The organism is Pseudomonas sp. NIBRBAC000502773, from assembly GCF_006517195.1.
Classification (GTDB): domain Bacteria; phylum Pseudomonadota; class Gammaproteobacteria; order Pseudomonadales; family Pseudomonadaceae; genus Aquipseudomonas; species Aquipseudomonas marginalis.
The window spans coordinates 3,672,158-3,694,549 of the sequence record NZ_CP041189.1 but is presented as its reverse complement, the minus strand read 5'-3'; the positions used below and the strand labels follow the sequence as shown (position 1 = coordinate 3,694,549).

The following is a 22,392-nucleotide window of genomic DNA, read 5'->3' as shown; positions in this document are numbered from 1 at the left end:
TATGCGTGTTGCCCTGATCATCGCTGTGCTGTGCAGCCTGGCAGGGGTCGCCCAAGCGACCCCTGTCGGCGAATCCCACAAAGCCTACCTGACCCTCATCATCGATGACCTGGGGCAAAACCTGCCCCGGGATCGTCGCGTGCTGGCCCTGCCTGGGCCGGTGACCACGGCGATCATGCCCGACACGCCCCACGCCGCCGAATTCGCCCGCGAAGCGCACAAGGCCGGCAAGATCGTGATCCTGCACATGCCCATGGACCCCGCCACCGGCCCGTTCGCCTGGCACCCGGAACTCTCCCTCGAAGAACTTGGCCAACGCCTGGACGCCGCCTTCAAGGCCGTGCCCTACACCGCCGGCATCAACAACCATATGGGCAGTCGCATGACTGCCCAGCCGGCCGCCATGGCCTGGCTGATGGCGGAACTGCAGCGGCGCAACAAATTCTTCGTCGACAGCCGCACCAGCGCACAGACCGTGGCCGCCGCCGAGGCGCAGAAGATCGGCCTGGCCCATGTCTCGCGGGATGTATTCCTCGATGATGAGCGCACCGAAGCGGCGATTGCCACGCAGCTGCAAACCGCGATCAAGCTGGCGCATAAACAGGGTTCGGCGGTGATGATCGGCCACCCCTATCCGCAGACGCTGGCGGTGCTCGAGCGCGAATTGCCCAAGCTCCAGGCCCAGGGCATCGAGTGGATTGATATCAAGCTGATGATCAGTGTGCGCAGCAATCAAGCCATGGCGGGGCACGGCAAGAACGGCGTCTACCGCTACAAATAGTCCGCCATGATCTGTTCCACCCGCCCTTCAGAGCGCAACTGATCCAACGCTGCCTGCAGCCTGGCCACCGTCTCATCCGGCACATCCTTGTTCAGCGCCAGGTACAACTGGGCACTGTTGAACCGCAGCACAGTCTTGAGCCCTGTCACACCGACCTGGCGCGCCAGGTAACGCCCGGCCGGATCGCCGGTGGCCCACAGGTCGATCTGGCCATCCACGAGCTTTTGCGCGTTGTCCTGGTCACGCAACACCACCACCGGGTTAAGGCCCTGCTTCTCCAGGGTCTCGGCGATGGCATCGCCTTTATAGGCGCCGATCCTGTAGCGGCGCGCGTGCTCCAGGTCGTCGAGCTGGATCTTGCTGTCGGCCTTGGCCAGCAGCACCCAGTCGTCCGGGCCGATGGGGCCGACCCACTTGAACAGCGCTTCCCGATCCGGCAGGCGCGCCATCACAAACACGCCATAGCCGGGTTTCTCCAGGGCGAGCTTGTAGATTCGCTCCCAGGGAAAACGCAGGGTGAGATTGTAGGAAATGCCGGCACGCTTGAAGGTTTCGCGCACGATGTCTACGGCGATGCCTTCGATGTTCTCGTCCCTGGCGAAGTTCTTGCCGTTCTTGGCCATGTTGTAGGGCGGGAAATTTTCCGTCAGCAATACCAGGGAGGCGTCGGACGGCTCTTCGGCGTGGGCTGCACTCACCATGAAGATGGAGGTGCTGGCGAGGGCAAGCAGCAGGGTCTTGAACATGAAGGCTACCGGAATCCATGGCAAGCGCAGAGAGTGCCGCGCGCCTGCCATGGTGTCCAGCAACGTTTAGCGAACGACGATACCGCGCGCCGCCATGTAGGCCTTGGCCTCGGGAACGGTGTATTCACCAAAGTGAAAAATACTCGCCGCCAACACCGCGCTGGCATGGCCTTCGATCACGCCGTCGGCCAGGTGTTGCAGGTTACCGACGCCGCCGGAGGCGATCACCGGAATACCCAGCGCATCGCTGATGGCGCGGGTCACGCCCAGGTCGAAGCCGTTCTTCATGCCGTCCTGGTCCATGCTGGTCAGCAGGATTTCCCCGGCGCCCAGGCCTTCCATCTTCATCGCCCACTCCACCGCGTCCAGGCCGGTCGGCTTGCGACCGCCGTGGGTGAAGATCTCCCAGCGCGGGGTTTCGCCCGGGCCGGAGACTTTCTTGGCGTCGATGGCGACCACGATGCATTGCGAGCCGAAGTGCTGTGCGGCTTCGCCGACGAACTCCGGGTTGAACACCGCAGCCGTGTTGATCGAGACCTTGTCCGCACCGGCATTGAGCAGGTTGCGGATGTCCTGCACGGTGCGCACGCCACCGCCCACGGTCAGCGGGATAAACACCTGGCTGGCCATGCGCTCGACGGTATGCAGCGTGGTGTCGCGGCCGTCGACGCTGGCAGTGATGTCGAGAAAGGTAATTTCGTCGGCACCTTGCTCATCGTAGCGACGGGCGATTTCCACCGGGTCGCCGGCGTCACGGATGTTCTCGAACTTGACGCCCTTGACCACGCGACCGTTGTCGACGTCCAGGCAAGGGATTATGCGTTTGGCCAGCGCCATGGTCAGTCCTCAGCCGTTATAGGCATCGCAGTAAGCCTGGGCTTCGGCGACGTCCAGGGTACCTTCGTAGATCGCGCGGCCGGTGATGGCGCCGATGATGCCTGGAGCCTTGGCGTCCAGCAGTGACTTGATGTCGCCCAGGTTGTGAATGCCGCCGGAAGCGATCACCGGAATCTTCGTCGCCGCCGCCAGCGCCGCGGTGAACGGCACGTTGCAGCCCTGCATCATGCCGTCTTTGGCGATGTCGGTATAAACGATGGCGGACACGCCGTCGGCTTCGAACTGCCTGGCCAGGTCGATGACTTGCACGGTGCTGATTTCAGCCCAGCCGTCGGTGGCGACGAAACCATCCTTGGCGTCCAGGCCCACGATCACTTTGCCTGGGAACGCGCGGCAGGCTTCGGCGACGAAGGCCGGGTCTTTCACGGCCTTGGTGCCGATGATCACGTAGCTCACGCCAGCCTTGACGTAATGCTCGATGGTTTCCAGGGAGCGGATACCGCCGCCGATCTGGATCGGCAGGTTCGGGTAGCGCCTGGCGATCGCGGTGACCACCTCGCCGTTGACCGGCTGGCCTTCGAAGGCGCCGTTCAAGTCCACCAGATGCAGACGCCGGCAGCCCCCTTCCACCCATTTGGCAGCCATGCTCACCGGGTCATCGGAGAACACGGTGGAATCTTCCATACGGCCTTGGCGCAGACGGACGCAGGCGCCGTCCTTGAGATCGATAGCGGGGATAATCAGCATCTGGCAAACCTTATTCGATATTCAGCAATGCTTGGGAAATCAGGGTTTCTCAAGCGACCACAGGTCGCTTTCGATGCTTTCGAACCTTTCTTTAAGGAGCGTCTGCGTATCGAAAATCGCCCGGTTGTAATAGTGCGGAGCCACTTCGGTGGTGAACAGCTCAAGAATCTCGGCGACCTCGAACGAGCCCAGCTTGAGCTCGAAGCGGTCTTCCATGAAGCGCTTGATCTTGAGGGTAGCCTCACTTTCCTGCTCCGGCGTGAGGGTCAAGATCGGCGGCTTCGGCTTCCTGGCCATTTACCAGCGCCCATCCCAGGCGGCGAAGTTCTGCAGCAATTGCAGGCCATGGGTATGGCTCTTCTCGGGGTGGAACTGCACGGCAAAACGCGAACCTTCGGCCAACGCTGCGGCGAAGTCGACGCCGTAGTGCCCACCACCCACCACCTGGCGCGGCTTACCGGCGGCGATGTAGTAGCTGTGCACGAAGTAGAAGCGCGCCATGTCCGGGATGTCGTGCCACAGCGGGTGATCCACTGCCTGGCTGACTTCGTTCCAGCCCATGTGCGGGACTTTCAGGTGGGCGCCGTCTTCGTGCAGGTCCTTGCCGAAGAACTTCACCTGGCCGGGGAACAGGCCGATGCAGTCAACGCCGTCGTTCTCTTCACTGCGATCGAGCAAGGCTTGCATGCCCACGCAGATGCCGAGGAACGGGCGATCCTGGCTGACTTCGCGCACCAGGCTGTCAAAGCCCAGGCGACGGATCTCGGCCATGCAATCGCGGATCGCGCCCACACCGGGGAACACCACGCGGTCGGCTTCGCGAATCACGTTGGCATCGCTGGTGATCAGCACCTTGCCGGCCCCTACGTGTTCGAGGGCCTTGGCCACCGAGTGCAGGTTGCCCATGCCGTAATCGATAACCGCGACCGTCTGCATTACAGGACGCCCTTGGTCGAGGGCATCTGCCCGGCCATGCGCTCATCCAGCTCCACGGCCATGCGCAGCGCGCGGCCGAAAGCCTTGAACACGGTTTCGATCTGGTGGTGGGTGTTGGTGCCACGCAGGTTGTCGATGTGCAGGCTGACGAGTGCGTGGTTGACGAAGCCCTGGAAGAATTCCTGGAACAGGTCGACGTCGAAGCCGCCCACGGTGGCGCGGGTGTACGGCACGTGCATCTGCAGGCCTGGGCGGCCGGAGAAGTCGATGACCACACGCGACAGCGCTTCGTCCAGCGGGACATAGGCGTGGCCGTAGCGACGGATGCCTTTTTTGTCGCCGATGGCCTTGGCAAACGCCTGGCCGAGGGTGATGCCTACGTCTTCCACCGTGTGGTGGTCGTCGATATGCAGGTCGCCCTTGCTGACGATATCCAGGTCGATCAGCCCGTGACGGGCGATCTGGTCCAGCATGTGCTCAAGAAAAGGTACACCGATATCAAATCGGGCCTTTCCGGTGCCATCCAGGTTGATCGAGGCTTTGATCTGGGTTTCCAGAGTGTCGCGCTCGACGGACGCCTTACGTTCGGCCATCACCAGCTCCGCAAAATCATTGGGCGAAAAAGGCAGCCATTATAGGGGCGCGGGCGCTAAACAGAAACATCGAAGGGGATAAGACTGACGAGTTGAGGCGGGTAATGTCGAGGATAGACATGTATACACAAGCGGGTGCTCCAGGATGGTGCACCCGCTTGTATTCAACTTAGTGGAACAGTACCGCCGTCTTCTGCAGGGTCACCCACACACCCCACGCCAACGGAATACCCACCACCAGCCAGGCCGCGATCGCCAACGGCACGGTGCCGGGTGCCGCTTTCCACTCCAGGGAAGTGCTGGCATCGGCACCCTTGTCATGGCCCAGCGCCTGCTCGGCGGCCAGTTCCGCGTCGGTCATGAAGTACTTGTCGGCCACCGGGCGGACCAGCATGTTGCAGATAAAGCCCAGCACCAGCAGGCCGGCGAGAATGTACAAGGTGATGTCATAGGCCGCAGCGCGTTCAACGCCGATGCTCAGTTGATACTCACGCAGGTAGTTCACCAGCACCGGGCCCAGCACGCCCGCCGCTGCCCAGGCGGTCAGCAGGCGACCGTGGATCGCGCCGACCATCTGGGTACCGAACAGGTCCGCCAGGTAGGCCGGGACAGTCGCAAAGCCACCGCCGTACATCGACAGGATGATGCAGAACGCCGCCACGAACAGCGCCACATTGCCCAGGTGCCCCAGGTTCGGGATCAGCGCATACAGGGCAAAGCCCAGGGCGAAGAACACGAAGTAGGTGTTTTTACGCCCCAGGTAGTCGGAGAACGACGCCCAGAAGAACCGGCCACCGATGTTGAACAGGCTCAGCAGGCCGGTGAAGCCCGCAGCGATGGCGGCAATCGACGCCAATTGCCCGGCGTCCAGTTGGCCAAACGGCACATCGACACCCAGCAGCTTGCCACCGAACACTTCCTGCAGCAGCGGCGAAGCCATGCCGAGGATGCCGATACCGGCCGACACGTTCAGGCACAGCACCAGCCATACCAAGCGGAATTGCGGGGTTTTCCACGCCACATTCACGTGCACGTGACGGTGGGTGATCATCGCGTTACTGGCTTTTTTCGCCGGTGCGGTCCAGCCCTCAGGCTTCCAGCCAGTGGGTGGAACGCGGTAGGACAGCGCGCCGCCGATCATGAACACGAAGTAGATCGCAGCCATGACCAGGAAACTCTGCCATACGCCCACGCTGGTCGGCGAAGCAAAGTGCCCCATCAGCGCAGCGGCCAGCGGGGCGCCCACCATTGCGCCGCCGCCGAAGCCCATGATCGCCATGCCGGTGGCCATGCCGCGCTTATCCGGGAACCACTTGATCAGGGTCGATACGGGCGAGATATAACCCAGGCCCAGGCCGATACCGCCAATGACCCCGGAGCCGATCCACATCAGCCAGATCTGGTGGGTATAGATACCCAGCGCCGAGATCAGCAGGCCGCCGCACCAGCACAACGCCGACACAACACCGGCCTTGCGCGGCCCGGCATGTTCCAGCCAGCCACCCCAGATCGCTGCCGAGCAACCCAGGAAGATGAAGAACAGGGTGTAGATCCAGCCCAGCATGGAGATGGGCCAGTCGCATTGGGACGAGAAGACTTGGGCGATGAAGCTCATGTCCGGCGCACAGGCAACCGGTTTAGTGATACCCAGCGCCTTGGACAGCGGCAGCCAGAACACTGAAAAGCCGTAGGCCATGCCGATGCACAGGTGGATGGCCAGGGCGGCCGGTGGAACCAGCCAGCGGTTGAAGCCGGGCTTGGCGATAATGCGCTCCTTGGACAGGAACGCAGGCTGCGGGGCGGTATTGCCCGCCACAGTGCTGCTGCTCATTGATGTATCCCCCAGTTATTAGTATGCGTTCGTCAGGCGCTCTCTCCCTCGGCCTTGCACGCAAAGCGTGGCCGTTTTTGTAGAGTGAAGCTCCATTTTGGCGCGACGATAAGTCGCAGAAGGCGAACGAACGGCTGAAGATTAGCATTAGCGGATGACAGAAAAATCAAAATGACATCATCTTTTTGCGATTTTTCGGTTTTATTGGCGTCAAAAACCCGCTTCCCGACCTGTGGATACAATGTAACGATCGGTGAACTGACGCAGGCCGTCGGGCGTTATACTCTGCGGCTAAATTTTGAAATCGACATACAAGGACTCGCCCATGAAAGCGTTCGGCAAAATCCTGGGTCTGGTACTTCTCGGGCTGTTGCTGATCATTGTGGCTCTGGGCTTTGCCCTGACCCATCTCTTCGATCCCAACGACTATAAAGACGAGATTCGCCAGATTGCCCGCGACAAGGCCCACATCGAGCTGACGCTCAATGGCGATATCGGCTGGAGCCTGTTCCCCTGGCTCGGCCTTGAACTGCACGAAGCCAGCGTGGCGACCCTGACCACGCCGACCCAACCCTTCGCCGACCTGCAAATGCTTGGCCTGTCGGTGCGCGTGCTGCCGCTGCTGCGTCGCGAAGTACAGATGAGCGATGTGCGGGTCGAAGGCCTGAACCTGCGCCTCAACCGCGACAAGCAGGGCCATGGCAACTGGGAAGACATCGGCAAGACCGCACCGGTGGCAACTGCCGGAACCCCCGCGCCAGCGCAAGCGCCTGCCGAGCCCGAAGCGGAAAAACCGTCCAAGCCGATCCGCCTGGATATCGACAGCCTGACGGTCAACAACGCCCGCGTCGAATACAACGATGAACAGACCGGCAAGCAATTCAGCGCCGAAAGCATCCAGCTGAGCACCGGCGCCGTGCACGAAGGCGCGAGCATCCCGGTGAAACTCACCGCCTTCTTCGGCAGCAACCAGCCGGTGATGCGCGTCAAGACCGAGCTCAACGGCAACCTGCGTATCGAACGCGCGCTCAAGCGCTACCAGTTCGAAGACATGAAAGTCACCGGCGAAGCCACTGGCGAGCCGCTGCAAGGCAAGACCGTGACCTTCTCCACACAAGGCCAGTTACTGGTGGACCAGGCGGCCAATATCGCCGAATGGACCAACCTTAAACTCTCGGCCAACCAGTTGCGCGCCCTGGGCGAGCTGAAGGTCAACGACCTGGACAAGACCCCGCAGCTCAGCGGCGCGCTGTCCATCGCCCAGTTTGACCTGGCCAAGTTCCTCGACAGCGTCGGCAACCCGTTGCCGCCCATGGCCGAGGGCAGCCTGAGCAAGGTCGAGCTGGTCAGCCGCCTCAAGGGCACGCCGACCAGCCTGGCGCTGGAAGACCTGAACCTGAAACTCGATGGCAGCACCTTTACCGGTCGCGTCGCCGTGGACGACTTTGCCAAGCAGGCGCTGCGCGTGCAGCTCAAGGGCGATACCTTCAACGCCGACAACTACCTGCCGGCCAAGTCCGAATCCGCCAAGGGCGCGACCGCCGCCCGCCAGGCCGAAGTGCAGAACAGCGAAGCCGGCGCCATGGCGGCCGGGGGCACCACGCCACTGCCGGAAGCACCGACCAAAGGCGCCTGGAGCACCGACAAACTGCTGCCACTGGCCCACCTGCGCAAGCTGGATGTGAATGCCGACCTCGCCTTCGGCCAACTGACCCTGAGTAAATTGCCGATCCAGAATGCCGTGCTGAAAGCGTCCGGCGTCGACGGCCAACTCAAGCTCGAGACCCTGAGCGGCGGGCTCTACAACGGCACCTTCCAGGCCAACGGCAGCCTCGACGTGCGCCAGGACATTCCACTGCTGGCCCTGCAAAGCCGGATCAAGCAGGTGCCGGTCGAACGCATCCTGCAGGCCCAGGGACAAACGCCGCCGGTGAAAGGCCAGGTCACCCTCGACAGCAACCTCAGCGGCCGCGGCAATAGCCAGAAAGCCCTGATCGACAGCCTCAACGGTACCGCCAGCTTTGTGATCAACAACGGCGTGCTGCTCAACGCCAACCTCGAGCAGCAACTGTGCACCGGTATCGCCCTGCTCAACCGCAAGACCTTGAGTGGCGAACAACGCGGCAAGGACACACCGTTCCAGGAGTTGAAGGGCAACCTGACCTTCCGTAACGGCGTCGCCAACAACCCCGACCTGAAAGTGCGCATACCCGGGCTGGCGGTCAATGGCAACGGTGACGTCGACCTGCGCGTACTGGGCATGGATTACCGCGTCGGCATCATCGTCGAAGGCGACCAGCGCGAAGTACCGGACCCGGCCTGCGAAGTAGGCGCCAACTTCCAGGGCATCGAAGTGCCGCTGCGCTGCCGTGGCCCGCTGGAACTCGGCGCCAAGGCTTGCCGCCTAGACAAGGACGGCCTGAGCCAGGTCGCGATCAAGGCGGCCGGCAACAAGCTCAGCGAGAAGCTGGAAGAGAAGCTCGACAAGGTCAACCCGCAGCTCAAAGATGCTTTGAAAGGCCTGTTCAAACGATGAAAAACGAGCAGTTTTCAACGGCGGTGCTGGACTGGTACGACCGCCACGGCCGCCATGACTTGCCCTGGCAGCAGGGCATCACGCCTTACCGGGTGTGGGTTTCGGAGATCATGCTGCAGCAGACCCAGGTCAGCACGGTGCTCAATTACTTCGACCGCTTTATGGCCTCCCTGCCAACGGTCGAAGCCCTGGCCGCCGCGCCGGAGGACGAAGTGTTGCACCTGTGGACCGGCCTGGGTTATTACACTCGGGCGCGCAACCTGCAAAAGACCGCGAAAATCATCGTGGCCGAGTACGGCGGCGAGTTTCCCAGGGATGTGGAAAAACTCACCGAGTTGCCCGGCATCGGCCTGTCCACCGCCGGCGCGATTGCCAGCCTGAGCATGGGCCTGCGCGCGCCGATCCTCGACGGCAACGTCAAACGCGTGCTGGCGCGCTTTACCGCTCAAGAGGGCTACCCCGGCGAACCCAAGGTGGCCAAGCAGCTGTGGGCGACCGCAGAGCGCTTCACGCCCCATGATCGCGTCAATGCCTACACCCAGGCGATGATGGACATGGGCGCCACCCTCTGCACCCGCAGCAAACCCAGCTGCCTGCTGTGCCCGCTGGAAAAAGGCTGCGAAGCCCACCTGCTCGGCCTGGAGACACGCTACCCGATCCCCAAGCCGCGCAAGACCATCCCGCAGAAGCGCACGCTGATGCCGATGCTGGCCAATGCCGAAGGCGCCATCCTGCTTTACCGCCGCCCTTCCACCGGCCTGTGGGGTGGCTTGTGGAGCCTGCCCGAACTGGACGACCTGCAAGACCTCGAACACCTGGCCAACCAGCACGCGCTCGAACTGGGCAAGCACCAGGCACTGCCGGGGCTGATCCACACCTTCAGCCACTTCCAGCTGGCCATCGAACCCTGGCTGGTGCAGGTCGAGGAATCCGCCCATCACGTGGCCGAGGCCGACTGGCTCTGGTATAACCTCGCCACCCCGCCGCGCCTGGGCCTTGCCGCCCCGGTAAAGAAACTGCTGAAACGCGCGGCCGATGTATTGAACGCAGGAGAGTCGTCATGACCCGCACCGTAATGTGCCGCAAGTACAACGAAGAATTGCCAGGCCTGGAACGCCCTCCGTACCCAGGTGCGAAGGGCCAGGACATTTTCGATCACATCTCCGCCCAGGCATGGGGCGACTGGCTGAAACACCAGACACTGCTGATCAATGAAAAACGCCTGAACATGATGAACGCCGAAGACCGTAAATACCTGTCAGGCGAAATGGACAAGTTCTTTTCCGGCGAGGATTACGCCAAGGCTGACGGCTACGTGCCGCCTGCTCAATAATTGATCAAAAACCGGGGTCGACACGTAAGCGACGGTAATAATTAAATATTTTTTGAAAACTTGCTTGACGCCCCCCTGAAAAACCCGTTTAATGCGCCCCGTTGCCCAGATAGCTCAGTCGGTAGAGCAGGGGATTGAAAATCCCCGTGTCGGCGGTTCGATTCCGTCTCTGGGCACCACTAATTAGTTTCAGGTGGTGCAAACGTCATCTGAAACACATAAGAAACCCGCCTAGTGCGGGTTTTTTATTGTCTGCAATTTGAGTGATCCAAGTCGCGATTTTGAGATGAGGCGGCTGATTCATTCCAGCCGAAACACCATCAGTGGGTTGTCATTCAAACGCCCTTCAAAACTTGGCACCTGATGCTCCAGAGGCGTGCCCTTCAGCAGCGCGGTTTCCTTGCGCGCCACAATGACCCACGACGGACGGGGCAACGCGCCCAAGCGCTCAACCTCTGTCGCACCGACAAACAGCGGTTGCTCGTCATGGTCCAGATTCATCATGTAGCGCACGGCCCAGGTGTCCCTGCCGAGGTTGAGGAATACCAACTGCCCGGGCTGCGATACGCGAAGCGCCTCCACCTGGCCGACAAACTGCCGGGTGTCGAACTGCAGGTCCTTGGCAGGCTCCACGACCGTCACCAGCACCAGCCATTGCGCACCCAGCGCGAACGCGCTGAGCCACACCAGCCGCCCCGCTCGCCGCCAGGCAAGCACGGCCGCCACTTGCAGGATCACCAGCGCCCCCACCAACAGCGGCAACGAGACGTCAGGCCAGTAACCGTGCTTCTGCCACCCATGCCGACAGACCAACACGGCAACCACGCACAGCGCCGGCAACGCCGCGACAAGCCACTCGTAGCCCCTGCGCACGCCCGAAAGCCAGCCTTGCGCCTGAAGCAGCCCATAGGCCGCGACAGCCGCAAACATCGGCACCATGGGCAGGATGTAATAGGCACGCTTGAAATGCGGCACCGACAAGCCAAGCAGGATCATCAACCCACAGGCACCGAGCCGCACCACCAATTGCACCGGGTTATCAAACCGCTCCGCCCAACGATAACGCAGCGCAACCAATGTGACCAACGCCAGCGGCACCACGGGGAAGTAACGGTACAGGCTCAGCTGGAAGTAGAAATAGAACGGCTCGCCGCTTTCATCAAGGCGCCCGCCCACTTGCATCTTGAAGACTTCATCGGCAAACCCATCGCCGCCGCTGATGCGCGCCAGCCTCACCAACAGCCACCAACAGGCCGCCAGCAACACCAGGCCGACGATGCCGTGGATCAACACCTGCCTGACCCGCTCTCCAGGGCTGCCCAGCGCCCAATACACACATACCACGCCGCAGACTTCGATCAAGCCCAGCGGGCCGCGTATCGCGAAACCCAGGATGAACAGCGGGAACACCGCAAGTTGCCTGAACCGTGAGCCCAGGCGCTCACCACTGTGCAGCAGGTAGAAACTGCCGACACACAGCAACGCCACCATCTGGTCCAGGCATACCGAGCGGGACTTCTCGAGCAATTGGGTAGTGAGCAACGTCAGCAGCACCGTGAGAAACGCCCACGGGCGACTCGCCGGGACCAGCAAGCGATAGATCAAGGCTACGACCCCGGCGGATGCAAGGGCAGTGGGCAGCACATTGGCCAAATGGTTGGGCGCACCGAACAACCGGGCAAATACGTAACTGAAGAAGGTCGCGGTACCAGGGTAGTCCGCGTAAGGCTGCCCATAGGTGGTGGGAAAAAGACTCGCGCCATGGCGAAACATTTCCTGCAGGAACAGCGCCCAGCGACCGTCAAAGCCCTGGGGTTGCTGGTCCCAGATACCCAGCGTGAACAGCAACAGCGCGAACAGGAAAATGCCCAGGGACTCCAGGCGGAAACGGTTGCAGTGATCCATGGGTTGGCCTGTCAGGTAGGGAACGCCGACCTAGAGTGCCGAACGTATCCCTAATAGCACCTGAACAAACCTGAACATTCACATTTCACCGGCCTGCAGGCCACACCAGCCTCGGGATCAGGCGCACGTAGATCAACTCGCCGACCAATTCGACCAGGGTTTGCAGGATCACCGCCGTCGCCGCCACGCCGCGCACGTCTTCTGGCAACGCCAGGGCCAGCGGCAACACCACCAATGAGTTACGCGTCGATGCGCTGAACGTCACCGCCCGTGCCGTCGCCGCCGGCAGCGCGAACAGCCTCGCAGACAACGCCCCGATCACCGGCGCCAGCAACAGGAACGCCACGTATACCGGAATCACCGGCAGCAGCAGGTTAATGTCACGCACCACCGAAGTGATTTGCGAACCGATCACCACCACCAACACCAGCGCCATCGCCGGCACCGGCAACCACGCCCAGGCATCACTCCAGGCGCTGACGCCCGATGAGCGCCGCGCCAGGAATGTGGTGATCACCGCCAGCCCCATGGGCAGCACGATCAACAACAGGAACGCCTCGATAAACGGCCCCGCCTGCACCACCACCCCGGACTGCGCCCCCAGCATCAACCCCAGGTACACCGGCAACAGAAGCAACTGCAGCAACAACAGCACCGGCGTCGCCGCCAGCATCAAGCGCGAGTCGCCTTTACCGATATGGGTAAACACCACCACATAGTCGATACACGGCGTCAGCAACACCAGCAATGCGCCCACCAGCAACGCAGGGCGCTCCACCAGGCCACGGGTCAAGGCCCAGACCAGCAACGGCACGAGGATGAAATTGGCCAGCAGCAGCGCCGACAGAAAGCGCTTGTGGCCCAAGCCCTGGCGCAGGTCCAGAAAAGGAATTTGCAGGAACATCGCATACATCAACACCGCGATGGCGGGCGTGACCAGCGCGCCGAGGCCCTGGGCCAACGAAGGCGCGAGCAGGCCGAAAGCACCAGCCAGGAGGACAGCGGCGAAGTAGACGGGGATCTGGTGGTGTTCGAGGGTGTCGCGGGTCATGGTCGAGCTCAGATCAATCGAAAGATCGTCAGCCTATGCACCCAAACGGCCAAGGTCGAGCGTCATGGCCATCTTCACACCCATGGCGCGCTAAATTTGTTAATTTCGACTCCCTATAAAAAGCGCGTGAGCCTCCAAGCACCACAAAAAAGCGCACGGATCGAGCGGACCTATGAACCTGCCAACCCGCCCCACCCAAGAAGCATTCCTCGAATCCGCCGCAGACGGCCATCCCCTCGGCGGCTTCACCTGGCGCCACCCGCGCACCGACCGCGAACGCCCGGTCGTCATCATCAACGCCGCCACCTCCGTGCGCTGCCGCCACTACTCACGTTTCGCCGACTACCTGTTTGCCAACGGCTTCGACGTGATCACCTACGACTATCGCGGCATCGGCGAGTCCCGCAGCGGCTCGTTACGCGGGTTCAAGGCGTCGTGGTCGGATTGGGGCACGTTGGATTTCGAAGCGATCCTGCTGCGGGCACAGCGGGAGTTTCCAGGCCAGCCGATTGATGTGGTCGGCCACAGTTTTGGCGGTTGTGCGGCGGGACTGGGGGCATCCGGCGCGGCGATCCGGCGAATCGTGACCGTGGGCGCGCAGTTCGCCTACTGGCGCGATTACGCCGCCGCCGGGCGCTGGCAGATGTTTGCCAAATGGCATGTGGTCATGCCGGTGGTCACGGCACTCTGCGGGTATTTCCCCGGCAAGCGCCTGGGTTGGCTGGAGGATACGCCGGCAGGCGTGGTGCGCGACTGGAGCACGCCAACGCCCAGGTATGAGACGCGGCCCAGCGGGCGGGCTCTCGCGCAGTTGCCATTCAGTCGCGTAAAGGCGCAGGTGCTGGCGATCAGCATCACCGATGACCCCTTTGGCACCGTGGCGGCGATTGAACGGTTGCTGGGTTACTTCGACGGCAGCGAGTGCACCCATCTGCGCATTGCCCCTGAAGACATCGGCGAAAAACAGGTCGGACATTTCGCGTTCTTTCGCAGCGAGTATCAGGATCGGTTGTGGCCGATTGCATTGGCATGGCTGCAACACGGTCAATTAACGGCGGATACCCTTGGGATTTCCCTCAACCTGCGCTTCAATACCCCACCCAGATCCTGACCCAAGGACGTGAGCCCATGGCCTCGCCGAACAAGCAGCAAAAACGTGCCCACCGGGCCAAGGCCAAGGCCAAGCAGAACCGCACCCAGCGCGCCGTCGCGAGCAAGCCGGATGCGTTTGCCGGCGACGACGACCGGATTGACCTTGAATCAGTGGATTTGACCGAGCTGTTCGTGGAGATGCGCACCGCCGGCGAGACCAGCCAGCAAGCCCTCTGCGCGGTATTCCTGGCCCACCCCCTGCTCGCGCTGGTGCTGGAGCAGGAAGGCGAAGAAGAAGCCACCGACTTTATCCTGGCGGCACTGATCGAGTATCGGCAGTGGGCCACCGACAGCGACGATGAAGCCGCCGCACTGGCGTGGATCGAATCGCCGCAGTTCCAGGCGGATTACGTCGCCGCATCCGAGGCTCTCACCAACGCCCAAGACTGACGCAAAACCAAATGTGGGAGGGGCTTGCCCCCGATAGCGTGGTATCAGTCAATTAGATGTCGACTGACGCACCGCCATCGGGGGCAAGCCCCCTCCCACATTTGAACTGCGGCGCAATCAAGCACCGCATTCCATCACATCAATTCAGCACCGCAGCGCCCACTCTCTGCGCCTTGCGACGGCTGGACACAATCAACCCCGCCGCCACTACCAGCAAGCTCAAGACCCCAGTCGCGATGATCTCGACCCGGTGCGCTTCCTGGAACAGCATGATGGTCAATGTGCCGACGATAAACACCATCACCGCGTAGGTCAGGCCTGGGAACAGCCACATCTTGAAGACAATTTTCTCGCCCGCCGCCATGCGCTTCTGGCGCATGCGCAGTTGCGACACTGCAATCACCAGGTACACCAGCAACGCGATGGCGCCAGAGCTGGCCAGCAGGAATTCGAACACCGCAGCCGGTGCCACGTAGTTGGCAAATACCGCCAGGAACGCCGCGCCGGTGGACAGCAGCACCGCCCAATAAGGCGTGCCGCTCTTGTTGGTGCGCTTGGCCACGGCCGGTGCATCGCCGCGACGACCCAGGGAGAACAGCATGCGCGAAGCGGTGTACAGCGCCGAGTTCAGGCAGCTGGTCACGGCAACCAGGACCACCAGGTCGACGATCAGCTTGGCGTTCGGGATACCCATGCGTTCCAGCACGGTCTGGTAGGAACCTACGGCCGCCAGGGTAGGATCGTTCCAAGGCACCAGGGACACGACGATGAAGATCGACAACAGGTAGAACAAACCAATCCGCCAGATCACCGAGTTGGTGGCCTTGGTGATTTGCTGGCCTGGGTTCTTCGATTCAGCGGCGGCGATAGTGACGATCTCGGTGCCCATGAAGGAGAACATGGTGGTCAGGATCGCGGCCAATACCGCGCCCATGCCGTTGGGCATAAAGCCTTGGGTGTCAAAGAGGTGGGAAACGCCGCTGACCTGGCTGGTCGGCAGGAAGCCGAAAATCGCCGCCAGGCCGAGGATCACAAAGCCCACGATCGCCACGACCTTGATCAACGCAAACCAGAACTCGAACTCACCGTAGTTCTTCACGCTGAACAGGTTGGTGGCCGTCAGCAGCAACGTGATGACCAGCGTGAAGGCCCAGATGGCCACATCCGGGAACCAGGCGTGGAGAATGGTCGCGGCGGCGTTGGCTTCCAATGGAATCACCAGCACCCAGAACCACCAGTACAGCCAGCCGATGGTAAAACCGGCCCAGTGACCGATCGCACGGTCGGCGTAGGTGGAGAACGAACCGGTGTCCGGCGACGCCACGGCCATTTCGGCCAGCATGCGCATCACCAAGACCACCAGCGTACCCGCTGCGGCATATGCCAGCAGTACCGCAGGGCCGGCGGCAGCAATCGCGTGGCCGGAGCCGACGAACAAACCGGCACCAATGACGCCGGCAATCGACAGCATGGTGACGTGACGCGGTTTGAGCCCCTGTTCGAGGTCATTGGAGCTTTGCGTACTACTCATTGACACACCTTTGCGAGGAATTGCGAAAACGGTCCGCCCGGCCTGGGATCTTCCTCGTGAAAAGAAACCAACAGGGCGTTCTTTATTTTTTACGCAAGATTTGCGCCAAAATGTTACAAAACCGCGATTGACGCGGCCTGCAGGACAATTCACCAGTCATCGCAAGTCATTGAGAACAATGGCATTCCGCTATAGCGTTACCGTGCGACTCACTTTCAAGACGAACAAGCGCACCAAAAACACACACGAAAAGTACACGGCGCGCCATAAAAGGGCCGATCGCTACCGTTTGCCCGTTTAACCCTTCCAACACCCGCCCAAAGCTGGCACCATCGCGCCCTTTTTCACGCGAAGCCTGCGGATTCACGGGTTAAAACGGTTGTTCGGTTGTTGATGGCGCGACACCCTGCCGCACACCGCCCGTTTACCGCCCGCCATGCTGTTGGCCGCCATCAGGACGCTATGCTAGCTTGGCGCCTCGCCAGGAAGGCGGCCCAACAGCGAAGATCGCAATGAACACAATGAGGACCCCACATGGCCGAGGCCACGCCCGCGCTTGAAATCCGCAACTTGCATAAACGCTATGGTGAGCTGGAGGTACTCAAAGGTATCTCGCTGACCGCTCGCGACGGCGATGTGATCTCGATCCTGGGTTCCTCCGGTTCCGGCAAGTCCACGTTCCTGCGCTGCATCAACCTGCTGGAAAACCCGCACCAGGGCCAGATCCTCGTGGCCGGCGAAGAACTCAAGCTCAAGGCCGCAAAAAACGGCGAGCTGCAGGCCGCCGACGGCAAGCAGATCAACCGCCTGCGCAGCGAAATCGGTTTTGTGTTTCAAAACTTTAACCTGTGGCCGCACATGAGCATCCTCGACAACATCATCGAGGCCCCTCGCCGCGTGCTCGGCCAGAGCAAGGCCGAGGCCATAGAAGTGGCCGAAGCCCTGCTGGACAAGGTCGGCATCGCCGACAAGCGCCATGCCTACCCCGCGCAATTGTCCGGCGGCCAGCAACAACGGGCGGCCATCGCGCGCACCCTGGCGATGCAGCCCAAGGTCATCCTGTTCGACGAACCCACTTCGGCGCTTGACCCGGAAATGGTCCAGGAAGTACTTAATGTGATCCGCGCGCTGGCCGAAGAAGGCCGCACCATGCTGCTGGTCACCCACGAAATGGGCTTCGCCCGTCAGGTCTCCAGTGAAGTGGTGTTCCTCCACCAGGGCCTGATCGAAGAGCAAGGATCGCCACAGCAGGTGTTTGAAAACCCGCTTTCGGCGCGCTGCAAACAATTCATGTCCAGCAACCGCTAACGGAGCAACATGCATGCAGAACTATAAAAAATTCCTTCTGGCCGCGGCCGTCTCGATGGCGTTCAGCGCCACGGCCATGGCAGAAACCTTGACCATGGGGATCGAAGCGGCCTACCCGCCGTTCAACAATAAAGACGCCAGCGGCCAAGTGGTCGGCTTCGACAAAGACATCGGCGACGCCCTGTGCGCCAAGATGAAAGTCGAGAAGTGCGACGTGTACGTGTCCGACTGGGACGGCATCATCCCGGCCCTGAATGCCAAGAAATTCGACTTCCTGGTGTCCTCGCTGTCGATCACCGACGAGCGCAAGCAAGCCGTCGACTTCACCGACCCGTACTACTCCAACAAGCTGCAGTTCATCGCGCCCAAGGCCACCGCAGACTTCAAGACCGACGCCGGCTACCTGAAGGGCAAGGTCATCGGCGCCCAACGCGCGACGCTCGCCGGCACCTACCTGGAAGACAAGCTGCCTGACACCGAAGCCAAGCTCTACGACACCCAGGAAAACGCCTACCTTGACCTGACGTCCGGCCGTCTCGACGGGATCCTCGCCGACAAGTACGTGCAGTACGAATGGCTCAAGAGCAAAGACGGTTCGGCCTACGAGTTCAAGGGCGACCCGGTTGTCGAGAGCGACAAGATCGGTATCGCCGTACGCAAGGGCGACCCGCTGCGCGAGCGCCTGAACAAAGCCCTGGCAGAGATCAAGGCAGACGGCACCTACAAGAAGATCAACGACAAGTACTTCCCGTTCAGCATCGAATGACCTGAACGACCTGCCCGGCGCGCTCACTTGAGCGCGCCGGCTTTCAGCAATGCCTGCCGCGATATGAAAACACCATGAATTTCGATCTCTACGGATTCGGCCCGGCGCTCGCTGCCGGCGCGCTGATGACCGTCAAACTGGCGCTCACGGCGTTATGCCTGGGGCTGGTACTCGGCCTCGCCGGTGCCCTGGCCAAGACTTCCCCGTACAAGCCGTTGCAATGGCTGGGCGGTACTTACTCGACAATCGTTCGCGGTGTGCCGGAGCTGCTGTGGGTGCTGCTGATTTACTTCGGCACGATCAACGCCATGCGCTCACTGGGTGAGCTGCTCGACATTCCCGACCTGTCCCTCAGCGCCTTTGCCGCTGGCGTGATCGCCCTGGGCCTGTGTTTCGGCGCCTACGCCACGGAAGTGCTGCGGGGTGCAATCATCTCCATTCCCAAAGGCCACCGCGAAGCGGGTGTGGCGCTGGGCCTGTCGAAGTTTCGTATCTTTACCCGGTTGATCATGCCGCAGATGTGGCGCATCGCCCTGCCGGGCCTGGGCAATCTGTTCCTGATCCTGATGAAAGATACCGCGCTGGTCACGGTCATCGGCCTCGAAGAAATCATGCGCCATGCGCAGATCGCCGTAACCGTCACCAAACAGCCTTTCACCTTCTATATGGTCGCCGCATTCATCTACCTGGGCCTGACGTCGCTGTCGATGGTGGCCATGCACTTCCTGGAACAACGCGCCGCCCGCGGCTTCGTGAGGACGACGTAATGGAATGGGAAGTCATCATCAAGTGGCTGCCGAAGTTTATCCAGGGCGCCATCCTGACCCTGGAGCTGGTGAGCATCGCTGTGATCCTCGGCCTGATCCTGGCCATCCCCCTGGGTATCGCGCGCTCGTCCAAGCACCTGTCTGTGCGCGCCCTGCCTTACGCTTATATCTTTTTCTTTCGCGGCACGCCGCTGCTGGTGCAGTTGTTCCTGGTCTATTACGGCCTGGCCCAATTCGACAGCATCCGCTCAAGTTTCATGTGGAAGTACCTGCGCGATCCGTTCTGGTGTGCCACCGCCACCATGACGCTGCACACCGCCGCGTACATCGCCGAGATCCTGCGGGGTGCCATCCAGGCCATTCCGCCTGGGGAAATCGAAGCCGCCCGTGCGCTGGGCATGTCCAGGCCCAAGACGCTGTTCTACATCATCCTGCCCCGGGCCGCGCGCATCGGATTGCCGGCCTACAGCAACGAAGTGATCCTGATGCTCAAGGCCAGCTCGCTGGCGAGCACCGTGACTCTGCTGGAGCTGACTGGCATGGCCAGGACGATCATCGCGCGCAACTACCTGACGGTGGAGATGTTCTTCACCGCCGGCGTGTTCTACCTGCTGATCTCCTTCCTGCTGGTACGCGGCTTCAAGCTGCTGGAACGCTGGCTGCGCGTCGATGCCTGCCAGGGACGTTGAAGCCCGCTTCGAGGCGTTGGATGCGTTTCTGATCGAGCACCAAGGGCTGTGGCGACCACGGCCCTTTGTGCATCGGCAGTTGCCTTGGGAAACCGAGCATCCGCAACTGGCCCGATGGCTGCGCCAACGCTCGTTGTCCGACGCGGAAACCAGCCACAACCATCCCCACACCCTACCGGGTCCGGCGCCTTTTCCCTCACTCGCCCGCGAAGCCCTGCGCCTCAGTGCTGTGGATAAGTTACCGACGCAGCCCCTGCAACCCGCGGCGCGCCGCCTGAATGTCGATGTACCCGGGCGCAAGTGGCAGCAAATCGAAGCCTTCGGCGCCGCGTTGCAGTTTGCGCAAACACCCCGGCATTGGCTGGACTGGTGCGCCGGCAAGGGGCACCTCGGCCGCCGCCTGTTGCACACCGGCCAGCAACTGACCTGCCTGGAATACGACCCGGCGCTGATCGCGGCAGGCCAGGCCTTGAGCGACCACCATGGCCTGCCCGTCACCCATCGCCTGCAAGATGTCATGGCGGACGTAAGCCTAGACCCCGAGCACACCCCCGTCGCCCTGCATGCCTGCGGCGACCTGCATGTGCGCCTGCTGCAACTGGCCAGTGCCACCGGCTGCAAGCAACTGGCCGTAGCGCCGTGCTGCTACAACCGCATCCACGCGAGCGCCTACCAACCGCTGTCCGAAGCGGGCCGTGCTTCCACCTTGCAGCTGTCGGTCGACGACCTTGGCCTGCCCCTCAGCGAAACCGTCACGGCCGGCAAACGCGTGCGGCTGCAGCGGGACACCTCAATGGCCCGCCGCCTGGGTTTCGATCAGTTACAACGCCAGTTACGCCATTGCGACGAGTACCTGCCCACCCCGTCCCTGCCCGCCGGTTGGCTGGACAAACCCTTCGCCGACTACTGCCAGGCGTTGGCCAGTCTCAAAGGGTTATCCACAGGTGAACAGGATTGGGCGGCGCTGGAGGCGCACGGCTGGCGACGTTTGGCCGAGGTCAGGAACCTGGAGTTGGTGCGTGGGCTGTTTCGGCGCCCACTTGAGCTGTGGCTGGTCCTGGACCGGGCACTGTTTCTGGCCGAACGTGGCTACAGGGTCGAGGTGGGCAGCTTCTGCGAAACCGCACTGACACCACGCAACTTGATGGTGCTTGCCGAGCGCGATTAAGGGGCAGGATTGTCGCACCCCGACCTGTGGATAACTCTGTTGATGGAATCTTTACAAAGCCTGTAGCCATCTACGCTACCGGCAAAAAGCCACGCTGTTCATTTTTTGTTCATACAATAAAACGCACGTAAAACAGGCAGTTGCGGCGTGTTGAGAACGGTTGCACAAAACAGCAGTTTCGTGACACCTGTACCCCACCGATTGTGCATAAGCATCTGGCGTCAAGCATATAACCCGTGCTTTAGGCGCGCTTTTTACGGGCGATCAATAACCGGCAAAGTTCACTGATATCGTCACCGGCCAGGCTCGGGACCGAGCCGGCCAGCGGGTCGGCCGCAAAGGCCAGGGCTTCGCTGATCGCCGGATCACGGTGGACGACTTCCAATGGGTATTCGCCTCGACGCAGCTTGAAGGCATCGAGCATATCCAGGTTGAACGCCGAGTTTTCGTCCAGTTGATTGATCACAAAGTGACAACGGGGTGGGCGTTCACGCTCAAGGTGGGGCGCCAGCAGTGCGTCCAATTGATCCAGCGTGCCGAGGCAAGCGGCATTCGGTTGGGCGACCACCAGCACAATATCGGCCACGCTCAACGCCTGATGGAGATAAACGTTGTTCCCTGCGGGGGTATCGACGATCACCGTATGCCCTTCACTCAGCCCCATTACCGACAGGCGCTGAGCCAGCCACTTCGGTTCACGGGTCAACCAACGTTGCAGGTTCTCCTTCTGTTGGGTGTCGGTGTCGCCAAAGGGGATAACCTGACATCCGGCGAACCCCGATTGCAGGATGCTCTGCCAGGGTCTGTTGAGCAGGCTGCTACGGCCCACGCCGGGTAGCTCACGATCGACACCGAAGTGCTGGTGCAAGGCATTCTGGGGATCCAGGTCCACCGCCACGACCGACTCACCCAGACGCTGCAGGCCGCTGCTCAAAGCCGTAGCCAGGGTGCTGCGGCCCACGCCACCATTGACTGACACCAACGCCACAACGGTCGGGCGCAGCGCGCTCAATGGTTCATTTTGTGGATGTTCATGGGCATAAGTCCCCTGAGCACTACTTAGGCGCGAACCCTCTTTGTGGTTTACCCGAGTGCCATCATCGAACGGAATGCTGCCAAAAAAGTGCAAGCGCGCATTTCTTCCCGTGGGGTCCCGGGAAACGCCCTTGCCGAACAAGGCAAATAGATCATCAGTGCGGCTCATAGCCGGAGCTCCTTAACAGCGCCATTTAAAGACGTGAAAGGGCGGCAAGGTGAGGCTTCACCGCAGGTCTTTTTGTAGGCGTCTTAGTTGCCATATTCTGTGACAGCGCTAACGAGGTGTC

At 61.6% G+C, this 22,392-nt stretch carries 22 protein-coding genes and 1 tRNA gene; 12 read left to right on the top strand and 11 right to left on the bottom strand.

Annotation, left to right across the window (positions count from 1 at the left end; all coding sequences use genetic code 11):
* Window position 1: 1 nt before the first annotated feature.
* Window positions 2-781 carry a divergent polysaccharide deacetylase family protein gene (locus NIBR502773_RS17025; RefSeq protein WP_098480537.1) on the top strand — a complete coding sequence of 260 codons (780 nt, stop codon included), beginning with the start codon at window positions 2-4 and terminating at the stop codon, window positions 779-781.
* Here the strand turns inward: NIBR502773_RS17025 and NIBR502773_RS17020 are convergent.
* From NIBR502773_RS17020 to NIBR502773_RS16990, 7 genes are all read right to left on the bottom strand, one after another.
* Window positions 772-1,527: an ABC transporter substrate-binding protein gene (locus tag NIBR502773_RS17020; protein WP_065925754.1), complete on the bottom strand. Its 756-nt coding sequence runs from the start codon at window positions 1,525-1,527 to the stop codon at window positions 772-774. The genes NIBR502773_RS17025 and NIBR502773_RS17020 overlap by 10 nt on opposite strands.
* 66 nt (window positions 1,528-1,593) lie before the next feature.
* Window positions 1,594-2,364, bottom strand: a complete 771-nt coding sequence (gene hisF / locus NIBR502773_RS17015) for an imidazole glycerol phosphate synthase subunit HisF (protein WP_003171107.1) — start codon at window positions 2,362-2,364, stop codon at window positions 1,594-1,596.
* Between the two features lie 9 nt (window positions 2,365-2,373).
* Entirely contained in the window at window positions 2,374-3,111 is a 738-nt protein-coding gene (hisA, locus tag NIBR502773_RS17010; protein ID WP_027605077.1) for a 1-(5-phosphoribosyl)-5-[(5-phosphoribosylamino)methylideneamino]imidazole-4-carboxamide isomerase, read from the bottom strand.
* Window positions 3,112-3,150: 39 nt separating this feature from the next.
* A complete protein-coding gene (locus NIBR502773_RS17005; protein ID WP_065940742.1) occupies window positions 3,151-3,408 on the bottom strand; it encodes a DUF2164 domain-containing protein in 258 nt (85 codons plus the stop codon).
* Window positions 3,409-4,047, bottom strand: coding sequence for an imidazole glycerol phosphate synthase subunit HisH (hisH, locus tag NIBR502773_RS17000; RefSeq protein ID WP_065940741.1), 639 nt, complete (start codon window positions 4,045-4,047; stop codon window positions 3,409-3,411).
* Window positions 4,047-4,640 (bottom strand): imidazoleglycerol-phosphate dehydratase HisB, encoded by a 594-nt coding sequence (gene hisB / locus NIBR502773_RS16995; RefSeq protein WP_017849940.1) that lies wholly within the window; start codon window positions 4,638-4,640, stop codon window positions 4,047-4,049. The genes hisH and hisB overlap by 1 nt, the downstream gene beginning before the upstream one ends.
* Before the next feature lie 169 nt (window positions 4,641-4,809).
* Window positions 4,810-6,471: an OFA family MFS transporter gene (locus tag NIBR502773_RS16990; RefSeq protein WP_115486508.1), complete on the bottom strand. Its 1,662-nt coding sequence runs from the start codon at window positions 6,469-6,471 to the stop codon at window positions 4,810-4,812.
* A 325-nt stretch (window positions 6,472-6,796) separates the two neighbouring features.
* On the opposite strand from NIBR502773_RS16990, the gene NIBR502773_RS16985 reads away from it, so the two are divergent.
* From NIBR502773_RS16985 to NIBR502773_RS16970, 4 genes are all read left to right on the top strand, one after another.
* Complete coding sequence (locus NIBR502773_RS16985) at window positions 6,797-9,007, top strand: AsmA family protein (RefSeq protein ID WP_141156511.1); 2,211 nt, start codon at window positions 6,797-6,799, stop codon at window positions 9,005-9,007.
* Window positions 9,004-10,071: an A/G-specific adenine glycosylase gene (gene mutY, locus NIBR502773_RS16980; RefSeq protein WP_115486510.1), complete on the top strand. Its 1,068-nt coding sequence runs from the start codon at window positions 9,004-9,006 to the stop codon at window positions 10,069-10,071. The genes NIBR502773_RS16985 and mutY overlap by 4 nt, the downstream gene beginning before the upstream one ends.
* Window positions 10,068-10,340 carry an oxidative damage protection protein gene (locus NIBR502773_RS16975; protein WP_027605083.1) on the top strand — a complete coding sequence of 91 codons (273 nt, stop codon included), beginning with the start codon at window positions 10,068-10,070 and terminating at the stop codon, window positions 10,338-10,340. Before mutY ends, NIBR502773_RS16975 begins: the two co-directional genes overlap by 4 nt.
* A gap of 103 nt (window positions 10,341-10,443) precedes the next feature.
* Window positions 10,444-10,519: transfer RNA gene (locus tag NIBR502773_RS16970), tRNA-Phe, on the top strand.
* 121 nt (window positions 10,520-10,640) lie between these two features.
* Here the strand turns inward: NIBR502773_RS16970 and NIBR502773_RS16965 are convergent.
* Both NIBR502773_RS16965 and NIBR502773_RS16960 read right to left on the bottom strand, forming a co-directional pair.
* A complete protein-coding gene (locus NIBR502773_RS16965; protein ID WP_141156510.1) occupies window positions 10,641-12,245 on the bottom strand; it encodes a hypothetical protein in 1,605 nt (534 codons plus the stop codon).
* A gap of 85 nt (window positions 12,246-12,330) precedes the next feature.
* The gene (locus tag NIBR502773_RS16960) at window positions 12,331-13,296 is read right to left on the bottom strand and encodes an arsenic resistance protein (protein ID WP_141156509.1); all 966 of its coding nucleotides are present in this window, start codon (window positions 13,294-13,296) and stop codon (window positions 12,331-12,333) included.
* Between the two features lie 172 nt (window positions 13,297-13,468).
* Between NIBR502773_RS16960 and NIBR502773_RS16955 the strand changes: the two genes are divergently transcribed.
* Both NIBR502773_RS16955 and NIBR502773_RS16950 read left to right on the top strand, forming a co-directional pair.
* Window positions 13,469-14,407 carry an alpha/beta fold hydrolase gene (locus tag NIBR502773_RS16955; RefSeq protein WP_141156508.1) on the top strand — a complete coding sequence of 313 codons (939 nt, stop codon included), beginning with the start codon at window positions 13,469-13,471 and terminating at the stop codon, window positions 14,405-14,407.
* A 17-nt stretch (window positions 14,408-14,424) separates the two neighbouring features.
* Window positions 14,425-14,838: a hypothetical protein gene (locus tag NIBR502773_RS16950; protein WP_141156507.1), complete on the top strand. Its 414-nt coding sequence runs from the start codon at window positions 14,425-14,427 to the stop codon at window positions 14,836-14,838.
* Between the two features lie 139 nt (window positions 14,839-14,977).
* Here NIBR502773_RS16950 and gabP read toward each other — a convergent pair whose 3' ends face one another.
* Window positions 14,978-16,369 carry a GABA permease gene (gabP, locus tag NIBR502773_RS16945; RefSeq protein WP_027605089.1) on the bottom strand — a complete coding sequence of 464 codons (1,392 nt, stop codon included), beginning with the start codon at window positions 16,367-16,369 and terminating at the stop codon, window positions 14,978-14,980.
* Window positions 16,370-16,903: 534 nt separating this feature from the next.
* On the opposite strand from gabP, the gene NIBR502773_RS16940 reads away from it, so the two are divergent.
* The 5 genes from NIBR502773_RS16940 to NIBR502773_RS16920 all read left to right on the top strand — a co-directional run bounded on the left by NIBR502773_RS16940 (window position 16,904) and on the right by NIBR502773_RS16920 (window position 21,067).
* Window positions 16,904-17,677: an ABC transporter ATP-binding protein gene (locus tag NIBR502773_RS16940; protein ID WP_027605090.1), complete on the top strand. Its 774-nt coding sequence runs from the start codon at window positions 16,904-16,906 to the stop codon at window positions 17,675-17,677.
* Window positions 17,678-17,690: 13 nt separating this feature from the next.
* A complete protein-coding gene (locus NIBR502773_RS16935) occupies window positions 17,691-18,443 on the top strand; it encodes an ABC transporter substrate-binding protein (protein WP_115486518.1) in 753 nt (250 codons plus the stop codon).
* Between the two features lie 74 nt (window positions 18,444-18,517).
* The gene (locus tag NIBR502773_RS16930; protein ID WP_027605092.1) at window positions 18,518-19,210 is read left to right on the top strand and encodes an ABC transporter permease; all 693 of its coding nucleotides are present in this window, start codon (window positions 18,518-18,520) and stop codon (window positions 19,208-19,210) included.
* Window positions 19,210-19,899, top strand: coding sequence for an ABC transporter permease (locus tag NIBR502773_RS16925; RefSeq protein WP_141156506.1), 690 nt, complete (start codon window positions 19,210-19,212; stop codon window positions 19,897-19,899). The genes NIBR502773_RS16930 and NIBR502773_RS16925 overlap by 1 nt, the downstream gene beginning before the upstream one ends.
* On the top strand, window positions 19,880-21,067 hold the full coding sequence (locus NIBR502773_RS16920) for a methyltransferase (protein WP_141156505.1): 1,188 nt from the start codon (window positions 19,880-19,882) through the stop codon (window positions 21,065-21,067). Before NIBR502773_RS16925 ends, NIBR502773_RS16920 begins: the two co-directional genes overlap by 20 nt.
* 241 nt (window positions 21,068-21,308) lie before the next feature.
* On the opposite strand, the gene bcsQ is transcribed toward NIBR502773_RS16920, so the two are convergent.
* Entirely contained in the window at window positions 21,309-22,271 is a 963-nt protein-coding gene (gene bcsQ, locus NIBR502773_RS16915) for a cellulose biosynthesis protein BcsQ (RefSeq protein ID WP_141156504.1), read from the bottom strand.
* Window positions 22,272-22,392 lie beyond the last annotated feature (121 nt).